The following is a 17,373-nucleotide window of genomic DNA, read 5'->3' as shown; positions in this document are numbered from 1 at the left end:
ATTGAACTTATGAACAGACTGAAAATCAAATATGCCGTCGCGTACGGCTTTCTTGCAGCAACGGCGGTCGCGCTTATCGCATCGCTATTTGCAGGCTGTCATGTCTATGAACATGAAGAGGTGGAAATTATCCGCTGTCCGGTGATCGAAGCCGATACGATCGACATTCCCGGCTGGGATAAGGAAATCGCAACCCCCGAATTTTAACCGCTGTCACGATGAAAAAACTGTTGATTTGGCTCCCGGGCATGCTTTCGATGCTCGCAGCCTGCACCGAAGCGGTAGAGATACCGGTTCGGGCGCCCGAAAAACAATCGCCCGTCAGGGTCGAACTGCATCTGACGACCGAGCAACAGCAGGCCGCCACCCGCGCAATGGACGAAAATTGCATTCGGGATGTGAATTTGTATCTGTACGGAGATACAGAATATCATTTTTATTTCCCCTCCGTTTCCTCGCCGCTGGTGTTCAACGTCCTTCCCGGCAATTATCGGAGTTATGCGATTGCGAAAGCCGGACAGGATCTGGGAGATAAAAATGCGTTCAAGATCCAGTTTTACGAAACAGCGGTAGACGTGATGGTCTCTTCGGACGCTATCCCGATGACGGATCGGGGAACATTGGCGATCGATGGCGCTGGCCGGTGTACCCCCTCATCGCTTCGCGTAACGCGCAGTGCGGCGAAGATCGCCTATACCATCGAGGTCGCCGACGCCGTCGCACCGTCGCTCCGTCTTCGCTCTGTGCAGTTCTGCAATCTGCCGCGGACGATACGTCCCTTCGATTCGGGCAGTATTTCCTCGACGGTCGAGGCGAACTACTATGACGGCGAGGCGATGCCTGTCGGCAATGAACGGAGAACCGCGGGTACAGCGTATCTTTTCGAGAACTTGCAGGGCTCGGTAGACACGATCACCGACCAGAAGGACAAGTGCCCTGAAAATGCTCCGGCCTGTGCCACCTACCTGCGGATTCTCGCGGAACGGAGCACGGACAAAGCCCTTGTCGAATACATCGTTTATCCGGGTGAAAATAACACGTCGGATTTCAATGTCCGCCGAAACACGTGGCATAATCTGGAGCTTGTTATCATGGGCGAAAATGAGATCGACAACCGGGTTCTCGTCTACGACGGCCTGTATTACGGAACGGCGAACTGCCATATCTGCTCCGGCGATCAGGTTACGTTCGATATTACCCCGTATCGCACGTCCCGCAGCCGCAATTACGCCTATCTGGGAATCGAGGCGGGCGATGAATACGCTCCGGCATCCGCCGGGCTGCTGTGGCAGGACAACAAGATCGTGACGGGATTCACGCTTGCGGACAACCGTCTTACGGTGCGCACGAACGGTCAGCGGGGCAATGCGCTCGTCGCGGTGTACGATGCTGGCGGGACGATTCTCTGGAGCTGGCATATATGGTGCCTGCCCAACGATCGGCCGCAGGACGAACGATATACGAACCGGGCGGGTGAACAGTTCCTTGTCATGGATCGGAATCTGGGAGCCATCGGTACGGATTTGAAAACCCGCTACGGACTGGTCTACACATGGGGGCGCAAAGATCCCTTTACGTCGAACGAGGTCTACAACGCCGCAGGACGTAAGGATCGGTTCATAAACCATTGGCCGACAATCTACACCTCGAACGGATCCGAAGCCAAAACATACGATCTGACCTATATGACCCGGCACCCGACGACGTATGTCTATACGGGGTGGTACGCCAAACTTTATACCTATTACGACAATGCCCTTTGGGGCGATCCCGCGCCTGTGGACACTTACGGTTGGGCGAGTGCGAAAAGCGTGTATGACCCCTGTCCCGAAGGGTACCGGCTGCCGAGCCGTTATACATGGACGGCTTTCGAGAATTACGTTTTTCCCGGAGAACCATATGTGGTCGGAGCGTTCGACAACGGCTATTGGTTCCAGCGCTTCAGGGGAGATACGAAGGGGACGTTTTATCCCGTACCGGTCGGGAACGACGATTTTCGGCTGGATCGTGACGGCGTTGCCGTCATGCTGACCGGAGCGGCGTCCGAACCGACATCCGCTACGCCGTATCCGACCGTCTATTTCAAATTCGAGATCAACAGCGGGTGGACGAACTTCGAAGGCGGAAAAGGCAAAGGGCTGGTGCGTTGTGTCAGGGAATAGATATTATTTCCGATTCTGTCTTGTAAAATCCTCTGAAATTTACCGTTCATGTCCCGAATCGCAGATTTTTTAGACCGCCTCATGAGGCGCAAGGTTCCGGCGAGTGTTTTCGTTACGATGAATCCGCAGATGCAGGCCGTGCGTATCGCCGTCCGAGAAAACGGACGTCAGTCTTTCGAAGATTATATACGCGAACAGGTTGCCGCCTGCTCCCGTTCATCGGTCGTTCCCGACCACACGCTGCTGCATCTGACCTTTCCCGACAGCAAAGCGATTCCGTCGCGCCGAAGTACGACGAACGAGTATTTTTACGGGAAGCTGGCTCCGGCTTTTATCCGGCAGGATATACACCCCGAGCCGGCCGTTTCGCTCCGGGATGCGGCTTTCGCACTCTCGAAAGGTCTTTCGCCCCTCTCTCCGGCAGGGCGGCGGGAACAGCTGATGCGCGATTCCGAATACCGGAGATTTACGATGCATTGTGCCCGTACGGCGCCCGACGATGCACCGCTCTATCGGGCTGTAACCTCTTCGCAGGGAACTTATCTCTTCAGCGATACGCCCAAGGGCCGGCGGGCCATGTACTGCTATATGCAATACATGACGGATCGTTTCTTCGGAATGCGGACTGATGCAGATACGCTGAAAATCTATGAATTGAAACATTTGCCGCCCCGAATCGCCGCGATGGCGGACAAGTGTATCGACAAATTCGTGAAAAGCGACCTGAAAAGCGAGTATCCGGGACTGGAGAGATCCCGATACAGTTTTACCGAGGAGAAGTGGATTCCGACATCGGTACTTTCGGAAGGCGTATGTTCGGCAGCATATTCCATATCGCCGTGCTACGAGGACTTCGAGAGGTTCGTTGCCGGGAACCGGACACAGGTATCGTCAGGCAATCACGATCTCGCAACGCTGTTGTATATCGCGGAAAACGGGTACGCCGCATCTGTGGCCGACGACGGGTTGCATCGTTTCAGACATCGGGAGTTCTTCTCCGAGGTGGCGTCGAAACTCCGGGATTGCGACCGGGCGCGTATGGGAAACCGGCAATCGACGCACGACTTCGGGTACGGTGCCTTGCAGCAGCAGGCCCGTGAAATCGCAGCGGGTATTCTTCGCACGGAATACAACATTCAGAACGGGAGATTCCTGACGGAATACAAAGAGTCATCGCCGGATGCGAAACAGCATGTTTCCCTGCCCGGAACGGGCACCGTAACCAAAAGGCGGGAAACGGAACGCAGGCTGCGGCATTCCCGTCCTGTCAGCGGCAAACGTGCCGCAATAAAAATGTAACGAATATGCGGGAAGACCGGATACGAAGTATTTACCTGACGCTCGACTGAACGCTGCATGCCGTACGTTTCGCTGTCGGAACGAACGGCGAAGAGGGTTTCAGGCATCACATCTCCGAAGAGTTGAAAAAGACGACACCCGGACGGGCGCTCGAAAACCTGTTCTATCTGCAATACGATCTGCCTCCGGAAGCATCCTTCCATGCGACGACGGAAGAAGCGAAGCGGCCCGATGAACTATACATGCGGAAATTATTGCCGGAATTGACTCGTCTGAAGTTACAGCCCCGTCATGTCGTGGCGAATGACGAGGCGTATTATGCGGTGATGAAAGGCGTAATGCTCTTTACACCGGAAGCAGAAAAGCTGATGCTGACGGAGGATTACTTTTCGGTACGACGGCAAATCCGGCTGTGTGCACCGGATTTGAAACGACGAAATGAAACACGACGGCATCCGATGCCGGTGCTTAAATTATACTAAATACTAATTCATAAAACATTCGACTTATGGAAGTAACCATGATGGAACACGATGCCTATCTGGAACTGAGAAGGCGTCTGTGCGGCCTGTCGGTCGCCGTAACGGAATTGTATCGTAAGGTAGCTCCGCCCACACGGGAGAAATGGCTCAGCACGCAGGAAGTATGCGAGGCGCTGCATATCTCGCAGCGGGCTTTGCAGAATTACCGCGATCGGGGAATCATCCCATATTCCACGATAGGTTCCAAATTCTATTACCGGGAGACCGACGTCGAACGTGTCATCCGCGAAGCTTTGATCCGCAGATAGTATGTCGGACATTATTACGAAGCGATCCGAAGAGTTCAAGGAACTGACGGATTGGATGGTGCAAACCACGCGCGAGATCGAAACGGCCATGAAACATTTGCGGCCGACGATCGGTCAGGAGCATTATCTGACCGGAGATGAGATTTGCAGACGCTTCCATGTGTGCAAACGGACGTTGCAGACCTTGCGGGATACGAAAGCGATTCCCTATACGACGCTCGGTGGAAAAATCCTCTATCCCGAATCCGGTATCTTCGAGGTGCTGAAGAAAAACTACCGCGACTTCCGGCCCTGGAATAAGTAAACGGACGGCGACCAGACTGATCTGGTCGCCGTTCGTTTAGGGTTAAGCCTCTTTGGAAAGCAGCCGGGTCGTAGGCTGTGTGAGTTCATACAGATTGCCGATGCGCTGCGTAAGAAGACGTACGTCTTCCTTCATCTTGTTGGCGGTTAATTTGGCGTAGATTTGAGTCGTCGTAATTTGCTTATGTCCGAGCATTTCCGAAACGGTTTCGATAGGTACTCCTTTCTCCAATGTGACCGTCGTTCCGAACGTATGGCGTCCGATATGCGTCGATAGATTCTTGGTAATACCGCACTTTTGGGCAATGCGTTTTATTGTCGTACACATACTTTTTCGACTTTTCACGGGAAAGACCCGCGTTTCGTCGATCTTACCCGGATACCCTCTATATCGTTCGATAAACTCCTGCGCAATGGGCAGCAACATGATGTGATAAGGCGTACCGGTCTTCTGACGGCGATTGTAGATATATTGTTCTCCCGTCGGAGTTGTTACGATATGATCGTAAGTCAGATTCTTCAGATCTATATAAGCCAGTCCGGTGAAACAACAGAAAATAAACATATCCCGCACGGCCCGCTGCCGATGATAACGCAATTCTATATTCATAAGCCGTTGTATTTCTTCGTCGGACAGGAACATGCGGGGCTTATAATCCGGTGCACATTTGAACGCCAGAAAGGGATGACGGTCTATCCAGCCTTGCTCAACGGCTACATATAGAACACATTTCAACGTCTGGGTGCGTTTGAAAGCCGTTGTCTTGCCGCAATGTCCGTCTGAGAGCATCCATGCGTAATATCTTTCGATGAACGTAACATCCAACTCCTTCAAAGTCACATCTTCCAGTTTTTTCAGAACCAGATACCGCATCAGGCAACGGCGTTCTTCCATCAGCCTATCGTAAGTACGTTGCGCTCTGTCACGTCCGATTCTCGCTTTTATAGAATCGGCATGGTAGTCGAAAGCTGCGATAAGCGTTTTATATCGGTCGCCGAAACCATGGTAAGCATTCTTGACCTTATTGGCCGTGACATACGCATCACGGTCACTGATCGACTGATAGTGTTTGGCGATTTGCGCTTTGATGTTTTCAAGCATCTGGTGAATTTCGCGCGAAAGCGTATTTCGTTGCGATTTCAGATAATTGGTTTTCTCATCCCATAGCGCTGGGTCGATATTCAACTTGCAACTGAAACCGGCTTGCGTGCCATTGACCGTGATGCGCCCCATGACCGGAACTTTCCCGTCTTTCGAGATTTTATCCTTTTTCAGATAAAACAGAACTTTGAACGTACTTTTCATAACTCAACAATTTTTAATGTGACAAAGGTATCGGTTGTTGAGTTCTCAAGAATTACGTATATTTGCGCAAGAAATTGTAATTCAGTCGCATATATGCTATTATAAAGCAATTCGACGGGGTTACGATTTGGTAACGAAACTCCCGTCGAATTCTACTTTTAATAGCCTTTGCATCCGAAATCCGTGTAAATAACGGAATTTTAATATATTGATTTTCCGCTATTTACATTTTGTCTATTCCAATTATAAAAAAACACTCATCCTGTAAACCGCGGAGGTTTTTTTGTGCCCGGGTCGCGGGAACGGATCAGAAGACGAACTTTTCGATTTTCAGTTCGCCCAGCTGTTCCAGACGCGGCACGAGGGTCGTGAAGTGCGACGCCTGTTCGTGGGCCGCGAGGGCCTTTGCATTGCTCCAGGTTTCGCAGATCATCAGCACGTCGCTGCGCGTGGCGCTTTCGAACAGGTCGTAGGCCACGCATCCCTCGTCCTTGAGCGAAGCGGCTGCCAGCTCCTTGGCTGTGCGCACCAGTTCTTCGCGGTTGCTTTCCGTCGTGCGGATAAATACATTGAGACGTATCATTGTTTTCCAGTTTTTTGGTTTTGTCGTTTTGCAAATATAACGAATTTTTCGGTGACGGTGCGCCGTCGGCGGAAACAAATTGTCGACTTCCCCGGAAATCCCGCCGGAAGTCCCGCTTCTGCGGCGTCGGGGAGGAGTCCGCGAGGGAACCGTCCGGCGGCTGCGGGGTGCGAGTTGCCGGAATTTTTCGTATCTTGTGCCTTTAACCGCATTAATTATGGAACTGAACGACAAGAAATTCGCAGTGCTGGTCGATGCCGACAACATCTCGCACCGCAAGATAAAGGATATTCTGGATGAGATCGCCAACTACGGCACACCGACGATAAAACGCATTTACGGGGATTTCACCAATCCGAAATTCGCCGCCTGGAAAGAGGTGCTGCTGGAGAACTCCATCACGCCCATTCAGCAGTACGCCTATACGACGGGCAAGAACGCGACCGATTCGGCGCTGATCATCGACGCGATGGACATTCTGCACAAGGAGGGCGTGAACGGATTCTGCATCGTGTCGAGCGACAGCGACTACACGCGTCTGGCCAGCCGTATCCGCGAATCGGGCCGGGAGGTGCTGGGGTTCGGCGAGAAGAAGACGCCGAAGCCGTTCATCAAGTCCTGCGACAAATTCATCTACGTCGAAATCCTCGGGCAGACGCCGCCGGAGAAGGCGGCCCCTGCGAAGAAAAAGGCGGACGCGAAAAGATCCGCCGGGGCCGAAGCGCCTGTGGGTCCGGCCGCCGAAACTGCCGGGGAAAAGAAACCGTCGCCGGATGCGGGGCACGCCTCGACGATCATCCGTCCGTTCGACGACGAATTCCGCACGCTGCTTGAGAACACGATCGACGATGCCGCCGACGACAGCGGCTGGGCCTCTCTGGGCGACGTGGGCAGCGTGCTGTCGAAGAAGATGCCGGATTTCGACCCCCGCAACTACGGCTACAAGAAACTTTCGCTCCTGGTCCGGGCGCTTTCCGATGCCGTCGACATGAAGACGGAGCAGCAGCGGGTCTACGTCCGCAACCGGGTGGGGTAGGGCTTTCCGTATTTCGGGAGGGATCAGAGCGGGCCGAGGCTCCCGCGGGCGGCTTCGTATTCGGCAACGAGACGGCGGAGGATCTCGCCGGCCGGCGGCAGGTCTTCGATGAGCGCGGCGATCTGTCCGATCTCCAGTTCCCCTTCGTCGAGGTCGCCTTCGAAAATCCCCCGTTTCGGGCGTCCGCGGCCGATCAGGGCCGACAATTCTTCGGCGTCGGCGCCGCGCGATTCGGCCTCCTCGACCGTGCGGCAGAAACCGTTGCGGACGAGGCGCGTCGGGATCACCTTTTTGAGCGTCAGGATCGTGCCGCCCTCCTGTACCTCTACGCACCGCCGTTTGAACGCCTCGCAGGCCGAACTCTCCCGCGACAGCGCAAAGCGCGTCCCTAACTGGCATCCTTCGGCGCCCAGGGCGAAAGCGGCCAGCATGCCGGCCCCCGTGGCGATGCCTCCCGCGGCGATGAGCGGCAGGTCGACGGCCTGCCGCACCTGCGGGACGAGGGCCATCGTCGTCGTCTCCTCACGGCCGTTGTGACCCCCGGCCTCGAATCCCTCGGCCACCACGGCGTCCACACCCGCTTCGCGGCTCTTGAGCGCGAATTTCGAACTCGACACCACGTGCGCCACGCGGCAGCCTGCGTCGTGCAGGCGTGCGGTCCAGGTCGCGGGGTTGCCCGCCGAGGTGAAGACGGCCGGGACGCGCTCTTCCGTGATGACGTCCATCAGCTGGGGCGCATAACGGTAGGCCAGCGGCACGTTGACGCCGAACGGCCGGGAGGTGGCCGCACGGCATTTGCGGATGTGCTCGCGCAGCAGTTCGGGGGTCATCGAGCCGGAGCCGATCAGCCCCAGCCCGCCGGCCTCGCTGACGGCGGCGGCCAGCCGCCAGCCGCTGCACCAGACCATCCCGCCTGCGACGACGGGGTAGCGGATGCCGAAAAGGGTCGTGATTCTGTTTTCCATCGTTTTCTGGTTTTCTGCGGGATTAAGATACAATTATTTTTCCAAAACGGGAGCGGATGTTCCGGAAGGTATGCGCAAAAAAAACGGCGCTTCGACCCGCCGGGTCAAAACGCCGTTATGAAAAAAAAGGGTGAGCTACTTACATCGCACCGCTACGACCACATACCCTTGCTCGATTCCTCGCCTGGGGGATTCTGTAGGAGCTGGTCGTGTAAGACTCACCCGGGCACAAAAGTAGGAAAATTTTATATCTTTGCAAAAAAAAAACTGAAATGCGTAAGAAAATATTAGGTTGGGGCCTGCTGGCGGCGTTCGTCCTGACAGCCGGCGCAGGGCTTGTCCTGCGGCAGCAGTTCTATGGAAATGCGGTCGTTACGGAGCGGGACCTCTACGTGAGCGCCCGGGCCGAATACGGGCAGGTCGCGGACTCACTGCTGCCGCAGATCAAACACCGCCGGGCTTTCGACGCCTATGCCCGGAGGATCAACCTGGCCGAAACCTTCAAGCCCGGGCATTACGTGCTCAAACACGGCATGAGCGTCATCGAAATCGCGCGCATGCTCAAGCTGGGGTTGCAGACCCCCGTGCGGGTGACGATCAACAACGTGCGCATCCCGGCCCAGCTGGCGCAGAAACTCGCACGGCAGATCGACGCCGATTCCACGGCGATCATGCAGGCGTTGACCTCGAAGGAGCTGGCCGCGGAGGTCGGATTCGACAGCGTGACGCTCTTTTCGATGTTCATTCCCGACAGCTACGAGTTCTACTGGACGGTGACGCCCGGGGAGTTCGTCAGGCGCATGAAGCGCGAGTACGACCGTTTCTGGACTTCCGAACGCGATGCAAAACGCAAGCGCAGCGGATTGAGCCGGCTGGAGGTGATGACGCTGGCTTCGATCGTCTACGAGGAGACCCGCAAGAGCGACGAGATGCCCCGCGTGGCCGGGGTCTACGTCAACCGCCTGAAGAAGGGCATCAAGTTGCAGGCCGACCCGACGGTGAAGTACGCCATGCAGGATTTCGGCCTGCGCCGCATCCTCTACCGCCATCTGAAATACGATTCTCCCTATAATACGTATGTGAACGAGGGGCTGCCGCCCTCGCCGATCTGCATGCCCGGAAAGAACGCCATCGACGCCGTGCTGAACTACGAAAAGCACGACTATATCTTCTTCTGCGCACGGCCCGAATTCGACGGTTACCACAACTTCGCCAAAACCCTTCGCGAGCACAATAAGAACGCCCGGGCGTACAGCGACGAACTCAATCGGCGTAAGATTAAATAATTTTCGTATCTTTGTCATCCCATGCTTGCGAAGATATACGAACAGAACCCCTCGGAGAAGGAGTTGCAGCGCGTCGTAGACGCCCTGGAGCGGGATGAAATCATCATTTATCCCACCGACAGCGTCTATGCCTTCGGCTGTTCGCTGCGCTCGCCGAAGGCCATCGAGCGGCTGCGCCGCATCCGGGGCAAGAGCGAGGAGAAGTTCACCGTGGTCTTCGAAAACATCGCCCAGGTCGCGGAGTACTGCCGGGTGGACAATGCCGTTTTCCGGATTCTGAAGCGCAATCTGCCCGGGCCGTTCACCTTCGTGCTGGCGGCTTCAGCGCGCATTCCGGACAAGGCGCTCGAACGGCGCCGCACGATCGGCGTCCGCATTCCGGCCAGCCCCGTCGCGCGGGCCGTGGTCGGGGCGCTGGGGTGTCCGATGATCACCACGTCGGTCAAGGACGACGACCAGGTGGTGGAGTATACGACCGATCCCGAGCTGATCCACGAGCGTTACGGCCGCGAGGTCGCGCTGGTCATCGACGGAGGCATCGGCGACAACGTCCCCACGACGGTCGTGGACCTGACGGGCGACGGGCCGGAGATACTGCGCGAAGGCAAGGGTGAACTGCAATGAAGAGGGGCTTGATGCCGCCGCGCGGCAAGGCTGGCGCCTCGGAGTGTTAAAAACAAAATAGAAAAATGGAGAAGAAGAATTTCTGGAACGATGCCGCGAAATACGGCGTGATCATGGCTCTGGTCGCGATCCTTTTCGACGTGCTGGGCTTTTACGTGCAGAACACGCTGCTGTCCCTGCTGTCGCTCGTCATTTTCGTCCTGCTGCTGGGGTATCTCACCAAACGCCGCGCGGAACGCTTCGGAGCCAGGGGATACGGCTACGGGCAGTGCCTGGGTTTCATGGTCAGCGTGATGCTCTGCGCCGGGTTTATCGAGGGAGCCTTCATGGGCGTCGCCTCCAACTGGCTCTTTGCGGCCAGATACGAGGCGATGATCGGTCCATCGATCGCCATGCTGGAGAACACCGGGTTCTACACGGGCGACCAGATCGAGATGATGATGAAACTGATGCGTTCGCCGCTGGTGCAGCTCTTCAGCGGAATGCTCGCCTCGGCTATCAAGGGCGGCTTTTTCGGTCTGTTTATTGCTGCCTTCACCAAGCGTGATCCCGACGTTTTCTCGGAAGGCACTAACCAATAAGGATGGATAAACTGAATATATCGGTCGTCGTGCCGCTCTACAACGAGGCGGAGTCCCTGCCCGAACTGGCGGCATGGATCGACCGCGTGATGCGCGAAAACGGGTTTTCGTACGAGCTTATTCTGATCGACGACGGTTCGTCGGACGGCTCGTGGGAGGAGGTCGAACGGCTCAAGACGCAGTATCCGGCCATCCGGGGCATCGGTTTCGCGCGCAACTACGGCAAGTCCGCGGCCCTCTACTGCGGATTCGCGGCTGCGGAAGGCGAGGTCGTCATTACGATGGACGCCGACTTGCAGGATTCGCCCGACGAAATCCCCGAGCTGCGCCGCATGATCCTCGAAGAGGGCTACGACCTGGTCTCGGGGTGGAAAAAGAAACGCCACGACCCGATCGGCAAACGCTGGCCCAGCAAATTCTTCAACTGGACGGCCCGGGCCGCGTCGGGCATCCGGCTCCACGATTTCAACTGCGGGCTGAAAGCCTACCGCCGCAAGGTGGTGAAGGCCATCGAGGTCTACGGCGAGATGCACCGCTTCATTCCGTTCCTGGCCAAGCAGGCCGGGTTCGGCCGCATCGGCGAGAAGGTCGTCGACCATCGCGCCCGCAAGTACGGCAGTTCGAAATTCGGCCTCGAACGCACGGTGAAAGGGTATCTGGACCTGATCACGGTGCTGTTTATGACGCATTTCGGGCGTTCGCCGATGTACTTCTTCGGCAGCCTCGGAACGCTGATGTTCCTCATGGGCGGCGGCACGACGGTGTGGATCATCGCCGAGAAGCTCTGGAAGCAGAGCCGCGCCCTGCCCCTGCGGGCGGTTACGGACCAGCCGCTGTTTTATCTGGCGATTTTGGCCGTAATTCTCGGCGTTCAGCTGTTTTTGGCCGGATTTTTGGGCGAGCTGATCAACAGAGGGTCTTCCGAGCGGAACAAATACCTGATCGACAAAACTTTGTAAATGATGATACAACGAATCCAAACGCTTTATTTGCTGATCATTGCGGCGCTTATGGCCGTGACGCTCTTTTCGGGGCTGGCGTGGTTTGCGGGTGACGCCGGCGAGTTCGGGCTTTACGCCTTCGGGTTGAAAACCGCCGAAGGGGAGCTTGTCCAGTCCACCGTCTATATGGGCGTCCTGCTGGCGCTGGCCTGTGCGCTGCCGCTGGTGACGATTTTCCTGTTCCGTCGCCGTTTGCTGCAAATACGCCTCTGTGTGGTGGAAATGGTGTTGCTGTTAGGCTCGCTGGTGATGGAAGGCGTCTATTACTTTTTGAGCTGGCGGGTCTTCTCCGACCTGACGTTCCATACGCAGGGCTTCAAGCCCGCCATTGTGCTGCCTCTGGTCTGCCTGCTGTTTGCCTATTTGGCGGCCCGTGCGATTTTCCGCGACGAACTGCTGGTGCGCGCAGCCGACAGAATACGCTGATCGAGCGGATACTGCTGACCCGGAGTATGCCCGAGCGCATGTTCCGGGTCTTCTGTCCCCGTCGGCGAACTGCTGTTCGGACGGAAAAGGGTTGCAATTCGGACCGATCTGATTATTAAAAGAATGTTACAAACCTTTGCAGGTCCGGAAAATAATTTTAACTTTGAGGCATAATATTGTCATTATGTAGTGAATTTAAAGAATTTTGGCTACAAACAATACATTTTTTAACTAACACTCAACTCTATGAAAGTAGTAAATTTTTGGAAGACATTGTTCTGTGCAGCGCTGGCCGTGACGGCTTTTAGCGCATGTTCGGACGATGACGAAGAGGGCGGTTATTCGGGCATGCCCGAAATTACCGTGAACGGCGGCGAGTCGGTGACTGTCGCCGGGAAACTCGAGGGCGGCAAGCTCGAACAGACGGTCGAGGTCGTTTCGAAAGGCGACTGGACCCTGACATTCAAGAACTCCGGGGATTCGCAGTGGGTTACTCCCAGCGCGATGTCGGGCAAGACCGGTACGACGCAGCTTACCTTCACGCTGGGTCAGGCTTCGGGAGAGCGCAGCGCAATCCTTGTTCTGACCGCCAGCTCCACGGTCGAGGGCTTCCCGCTTACGGACGAGGCTACGATCACGGTCGTACAGAGCGACAGCGATGTTCCGACGGGTAACGCTCTTTACAGCGAGAACTGCGGCACGAAGGTCGAGAAAGTCGATGGCTACTGGCCTTATGTGGACAAGTTCGAAGGTTGGACCCGCGGCGGTTCGCTCGATCAGAAGGCCGTTACTTACACCGGCAACAGCGCTTCGGTAGCCAACAGCGGCAAGGTTTTCGATCCTGCCGAGGATGAAACGACGGTAGTTACGGGTCCTCCCTATGTTTCGATGAACAAATCGACTTCGGTTTTCAACATCAATGACATCAATATCGCATCGAACACCAATTTCACCTTCACGTTTACTGCCGCTCAACAGATTAACTATTCCAATGGCGTAGTGCTGGGCGACATGACGGATGAAACGATTCGGTTCTCGGTGTCTACCGATGGTTCGAGCTATGCTCCCGTTGCTCTGAAAGTCAAAAAAGTCGCTTCCGGCTACTGGTATCTCTGCACCGCCGAATTCAAACTGCCCGCCGGTGTTTCGACCGACAAGATCTGGGTTCGTTTCGACGGCTATGCAGGACTTGAAAACCACGGTCTGCGTATCGACGACTTCAAACTTTATGAAGGCGGCAACGGTTCGGAACTCGTCGTTCCTTCGGTGGATTATACGAAGGGTACGGTTGCCGAGGCTATCGCAGCCGGAGCCGGCAAGAACTACGAGGTCGCCGCTACGGTCGTAGCCATGCACACGCAGGGTATCCTGATCGGCGATGCGTCGGGTGTCATGCTGGCGTTCCTTGGCGAGGCTCCTGCGGTAGCTGTTAACGATGCCGTTACCGTTAAGGGAACGACCGAATTGCGGAATGGCGTCATTCAGTTCGGCAAGGAGGGTCTTTCGGTCGCCAAGACCGGCACGGGCAGCTATAACACGCCTGCTCCCGAGGTGATGGACGGCACGGCTGTCACGGCCTATATCGCAACGGCCTTGGAAAATAAGGCTGTGTACAAGTATGTGAAATACAACGGTGAGTTTACTGTCAGCGGCAACTATTACAATGTCGTTATCGCCGGTACGACCACGAAAGGCTCTGTTGCCTATGGCAAATCGGAGTGGGCGTCGTTTAATGGCAAACCGGTGACTGTCGAAGGCTGGCTGCTCGGCGGTACGGCCAACTATCTCCAGACGATGGCTACGTCGGTGACGGTCGATTCTTCGACGCCGATTGTTAAAATCTCCGCTCCCCAGCAGTTCGCTGCAACCTCTCCCGTGGCTCAAACGCTCAACTATACGGTTACCAACACGACGGCTTCGGCTGTAACGTTCGCAATCGAGGGTACGAATGTCGACAAGTTCTCGCTCGGCGCCAAGACTGATAACACCATCGTCGTAAGCGCGAAAGGCGACAACACGGATAAGACAGCCTATACGGCCAATCTGGTTGCCAAAGTTGCCGGTGCGACGGTTGCAACGGTTGCTCTGAAGCAGGCTGCGCCTACGAGCGGTTCTGGCTATGCGAAGATTGAAAAGGTTGCCGATCTGAAAGAAGGAACGGGCTATCTGGCAGGCCTTGTTAATGGTAAATATCAGACTTGGACAGGAGTACTTACCAATAAGCAGTGTGAGACAGTTCCTTATTCATATACCGAGGCAACGGGTGCATTTGTTGCTGATGATGCCGCAGGTGCAGAGATTTCACTTGTAGCTGTAAGCGGTGTTTCTAATGCTTATTATATTAAGTATGGTGAAAAATATCTGACAGTTGGTGCTGCCGGTAAGAATCAACTTGTATTGGCTGATTCTGCGGGCGATAACTATTGGACGTTTACTGATGACACTGATGGTGTTAAGGCAACCGCAAAAGCATTTGCGTCTATTATGATGACATCGACTGGAGCTATGTCGAAATATATTCGGTCGTATGCGACGATGAATACGTCTGGTGTTGCCGGTGTTGTATTCTTCCTGGCAAAATAACAACAGTCGAGGAAACCGACTTGTAAAACCAACCACTCTTGGCGGGGATAACTCCCCGTCAAGAGTTTGGTTTCTAAATGGGTCTGCGGACCAAATGTTATACTTTATTCTGAATGATGTTGAAAATTAAACAGATAGGCATGCTGCTCGTGACGATGTCGGCGATGCTTGTCCTGTTTGCGGGATGCGGCGACAAGGACGACGGGGGCGACAAGGAGTCCCTCGCGACGCTCGTTGCAGAGACCGTGAGCAGTTCAACCACAACGAACAAGATTTCGACCCAAGGCCCGTCGGGCATCACCTTCGAGGCGACGATCGTCTCGCAGGGCGGGGATGCGGAGTGGTGTTCGTTCGATTTGAATAAGCAGGTATCCTCCGCCGGCGGAAACGTCGGGGACCCGGCCTACCTCTATTTGGACAAAAACAATTCCGACGACGACCGCACGGCGCGGATCGACGTAACCTATACCAACGGTTATTCCACCTCCCTGACGCTGACGCAGAGGGCCGCGGGCTTCATCGACTACGACCGTTCGTGGGGCGAGCAGCCCGAATATCGTTCCGACGACGCTTATATCTATAAGACCTATTATGCGACGTTTGTGAGCAATCAGTTCTTTCCGGGCGGAAAACTGCGCAACTATTCGGTATGCTACGATGTCGACCGGCATATTTCGCATTGGGTGGCTTATCCGATCTTCAAGAAGGTCTACGAAACGCCCGTTTTGAGCCGGGTCAACGATTTCAATTACGATCCCAATGACCAGCTGCCCGTGATTCCCACCCGCGACCAGCAATACATCGGGACAGGCGGCAACGGCCGCGGTTACGGTGCAGGGGGTTACGACCGCGGGCACATGCTTCCGCAGGCTTCGCGTTACAACAATTACGAGCCGAACCGGATGACTTACTACGGCACCAACATGATGCCCCAGAACAGCACGCTGAATCAGAATATCTGGGCCTCGCTGGAGGGCAAAGTCCGTGGCTGGGGAGGCTTGCAGACCTACGATACGCTCTATGTGGTGACGGGAGCCGCTTTCAAGAGCACGAAGACCATCGACAATGCCAACGGACCGATCGCCGTGCCGTCGCATTGCTGGAAAGTGCTGCTGCGCCAGCGGGGCAACCAGAACCGGCAGATCTCTCAATTCAAGGCGGATGAACTGAAAGCCATCGGCTTCGTGTTCACCAACGATGACGCCGGAGCCGCCACGTCGATCGAATCGGCTGTCCGTTCGGTGAAGGAGATCGAGGAGCTGACGGGCTTCAAGTTCTTCCGCAACCTCGACCCGGCCGTGGCCGATGCGGTGAAAAGCCAGAAGAACCTCGCCGACTGGTAGGGATTATGATACAATGAATTGAACCTTAACAACAAAAATCGTTTATGAAGAGAATCTTTTTGACAGGACTGTTTGCCTCGCTGATCGCGGTGGCATGCTTCGCGCAGAAGCCCTACAAAGTGGTCTTCTACAACTTCGAGAACCTGTTCGACACCATTCACGATCCCGGCGTCCTCGATGAGGAGTTCACGCCCGAAGGACCCAAGAAGTGGAACTCGGCCAAGTACACCAGGAAAATCGGGAACCTCGAACGGGTGTTGTTCGACATCGCCGCCGAGGATAAGGATTATCCCGTGGTGATCGGCGTTTCGGAGATCGAGAACCGCTCGGTGATGGAGGATGTGATCGCGCAGCCGAAACTCGCGCCCGGCAACTACCGCATCGTGCATTACGATTCGCCCGACGCACGCGGCGTCGACGTGGCGTTCTACTACCGTCCCGACGTTTTCAAGCTGGAGGGAAGCGCCGCCATTCCGTTCAAGATGCCGGAACTGCCCAACTTCAGGACGCGTGATTTCGTCACGATGTGGGGCACGATCGACAGCGAGCCGTTCTTCTTCCTCGTGAGCCACTGGCCTTCGCGTCTGGGCGGCAAGGAGGCTTCGGCCCCCAAGCGTCTGGCTGCCGCCAAGCAGGTGAAGCACATCGTCGACTCGGTGACCGCCGCCAACCCGGCCACGAAGGTGGTCGTCATGGGCGACCTGAACGACGATGCCACGGATGACAGCATCGTCGAGGGCCTCAACGCCAAGGGCAAGATCAAGGAGGTCGGCAAGGGCGACATGTTCAACCCCTTCATCGGCCTGCTGAAAGCGGGTTACGGCACGCTGGCTTACCGCGACGAGTGGAACCTGTTCGACAACATCATCGTTTCGGAGAACCTCGCCACCGGTTCCACGGGCAGCCTGAAAATCCAGCCCGCCGGCAACTCGAAGTTCTACGGCGGCATCTTCCGCCGTCCCTACATGATCCAGAAGGAGGGCCAGTACAAGGGCTATCCGCTGCGTACGTTCGTGGGCAACGATTTCCAGGGCGGTTTCAGCGACCACTTCCCCGTATATATCTACATCGCCAAATAAACACTC

At 55.7% G+C, this 17,373-nt stretch carries 18 protein-coding genes and 1 other RNA gene; 15 read left to right on the top strand and 4 right to left on the bottom strand.

Features of this window, described 5'->3' with window-relative positions:
• Positions 1-9 precede the first annotated feature (9 nt).
• From NQ492_RS00560 to NQ492_RS00535, 6 genes are all read left to right on the top strand, one after another.
• Positions 10-207: a hypothetical protein gene (locus NQ492_RS00560; protein ID WP_015547821.1), complete on the top strand. Its 198-nt coding sequence runs from the start codon at positions 10-12 to the stop codon at positions 205-207.
• 11 nt (positions 208-218) lie between these two features.
• Positions 219-2,162: a DUF4906 domain-containing protein gene (locus NQ492_RS00555; protein WP_015547820.1), complete on the top strand. Its 1,944-nt coding sequence runs from the start codon at positions 219-221 to the stop codon at positions 2,160-2,162.
• Positions 2,163-2,210: 48 nt separating this feature from the next.
• Positions 2,211-3,461, top strand: coding sequence for a DUF6047 family protein (locus NQ492_RS00550; RefSeq protein WP_231839933.1), 1,251 nt, complete (start codon positions 2,211-2,213; stop codon positions 3,459-3,461).
• Positions 3,462-3,583: 122 nt separating this feature from the next.
• Positions 3,584-3,943, top strand: a complete 360-nt coding sequence (locus tag NQ492_RS00545) for a hypothetical protein (RefSeq protein ID WP_044054571.1) — start codon at positions 3,584-3,586, stop codon at positions 3,941-3,943.
• A gap of 26 nt (positions 3,944-3,969) precedes the next feature.
• Entirely contained in the window at positions 3,970-4,251 is a 282-nt protein-coding gene (locus NQ492_RS00540) for a helix-turn-helix domain-containing protein (protein WP_015547818.1), read from the top strand.
• Between the two features lies 1 nt (position 4,252).
• On the top strand, positions 4,253-4,555 hold the full coding sequence (locus tag NQ492_RS00535) for a helix-turn-helix domain-containing protein (RefSeq protein WP_015547817.1): 303 nt from the start codon (positions 4,253-4,255) through the stop codon (positions 4,553-4,555).
• Positions 4,556-4,597: 42 nt separating this feature from the next.
• Here NQ492_RS00535 and NQ492_RS00530 read toward each other — a convergent pair whose 3' ends face one another.
• Positions 4,598-5,860: a site-specific integrase gene (locus tag NQ492_RS00530; protein WP_015547816.1), complete on the bottom strand. Its 1,263-nt coding sequence runs from the start codon at positions 5,858-5,860 to the stop codon at positions 4,598-4,600.
• A gap of 307 nt (positions 5,861-6,167) precedes the next feature.
• Positions 6,168-6,443 (bottom strand): putative quinol monooxygenase, encoded by a 276-nt coding sequence (locus NQ492_RS00525; RefSeq protein ID WP_015547815.1) that lies wholly within the window; start codon positions 6,441-6,443, stop codon positions 6,168-6,170.
• Positions 6,444-6,660: 217 nt separating this feature from the next.
• Here NQ492_RS00525 and NQ492_RS00520 point away from each other — a divergent pair, with 217 nt between their 5' ends.
• A complete protein-coding gene (locus NQ492_RS00520; protein ID WP_015547814.1) occupies positions 6,661-7,479 on the top strand; it encodes an NYN domain-containing protein in 819 nt (272 codons plus the stop codon).
• A 23-nt stretch (positions 7,480-7,502) separates the two neighbouring features.
• On the opposite strand, the gene NQ492_RS00515 is transcribed toward NQ492_RS00520, so the two are convergent.
• Positions 7,503-8,444, bottom strand: coding sequence for an NAD(P)H-dependent flavin oxidoreductase (locus tag NQ492_RS00515; protein WP_044054867.1), 942 nt, complete (start codon positions 8,442-8,444; stop codon positions 7,503-7,505).
• A gap of 126 nt (positions 8,445-8,570) precedes the next feature.
• Positions 8,571-8,668: signal recognition particle sRNA small type (gene ffs / locus NQ492_RS00510), an RNA gene on the bottom strand.
• A gap of 48 nt (positions 8,669-8,716) precedes the next feature.
• Between ffs and mltG the strand changes: the two genes are divergently transcribed.
• The 8 genes from mltG (at position 8,717) to NQ492_RS00470 (ending at position 17,367) form a co-directional block, all read left to right on the top strand.
• A complete protein-coding gene (gene mltG, locus NQ492_RS00505) occupies positions 8,717-9,730 on the top strand; it encodes an endolytic transglycosylase MltG (protein WP_015547813.1) in 1,014 nt (337 codons plus the stop codon).
• Between the two features lie 21 nt (positions 9,731-9,751).
• Positions 9,752-10,354, top strand: a complete 603-nt coding sequence (locus NQ492_RS00500) for an L-threonylcarbamoyladenylate synthase (protein ID WP_015547812.1) — start codon at positions 9,752-9,754, stop codon at positions 10,352-10,354.
• 65 nt (positions 10,355-10,419) lie between these two features.
• A complete protein-coding gene (locus tag NQ492_RS00495) occupies positions 10,420-10,935 on the top strand; it encodes a DUF4199 domain-containing protein (protein ID WP_015547811.1) in 516 nt (171 codons plus the stop codon).
• Positions 10,936-10,937: 2 nt separating this feature from the next.
• Positions 10,938-11,894 (top strand): glycosyltransferase family 2 protein, encoded by a 957-nt coding sequence (locus NQ492_RS00490; protein ID WP_015547810.1) that lies wholly within the window; start codon positions 10,938-10,940, stop codon positions 11,892-11,894.
• Complete coding sequence (locus tag NQ492_RS00485) at positions 11,895-12,362, top strand: DUF4293 domain-containing protein (protein WP_015547809.1); 468 nt, start codon at positions 11,895-11,897, stop codon at positions 12,360-12,362. It begins immediately after the preceding gene.
• Between the two features lie 246 nt (positions 12,363-12,608).
• Positions 12,609-14,945 (top strand): BACON domain-containing protein, encoded by a 2,337-nt coding sequence (locus tag NQ492_RS00480; protein WP_044054570.1) that lies wholly within the window; start codon positions 12,609-12,611, stop codon positions 14,943-14,945.
• A gap of 116 nt (positions 14,946-15,061) precedes the next feature.
• Positions 15,062-16,288 (top strand): DNA/RNA non-specific endonuclease, encoded by a 1,227-nt coding sequence (locus NQ492_RS00475; protein WP_259873405.1) that lies wholly within the window; start codon positions 15,062-15,064, stop codon positions 16,286-16,288.
• Positions 16,289-16,332: 44 nt separating this feature from the next.
• The gene (locus tag NQ492_RS00470; RefSeq protein ID WP_015547807.1) at positions 16,333-17,367 is read left to right on the top strand and encodes an endonuclease/exonuclease/phosphatase family protein; all 1,035 of its coding nucleotides are present in this window, start codon (positions 16,333-16,335) and stop codon (positions 17,365-17,367) included.
• The last annotated feature ends 6 nt before the right edge of the window (positions 17,368-17,373 follow it).

The sequence above is a fragment of the Alistipes shahii WAL 8301 genome, from assembly GCF_025145845.1.
Lineage (GTDB): Bacteria > Bacteroidota > Bacteroidia > Bacteroidales > Rikenellaceae > Alistipes > Alistipes shahii.
This window is presented reverse-complemented; position numbering and strand designations above follow the sequence as displayed.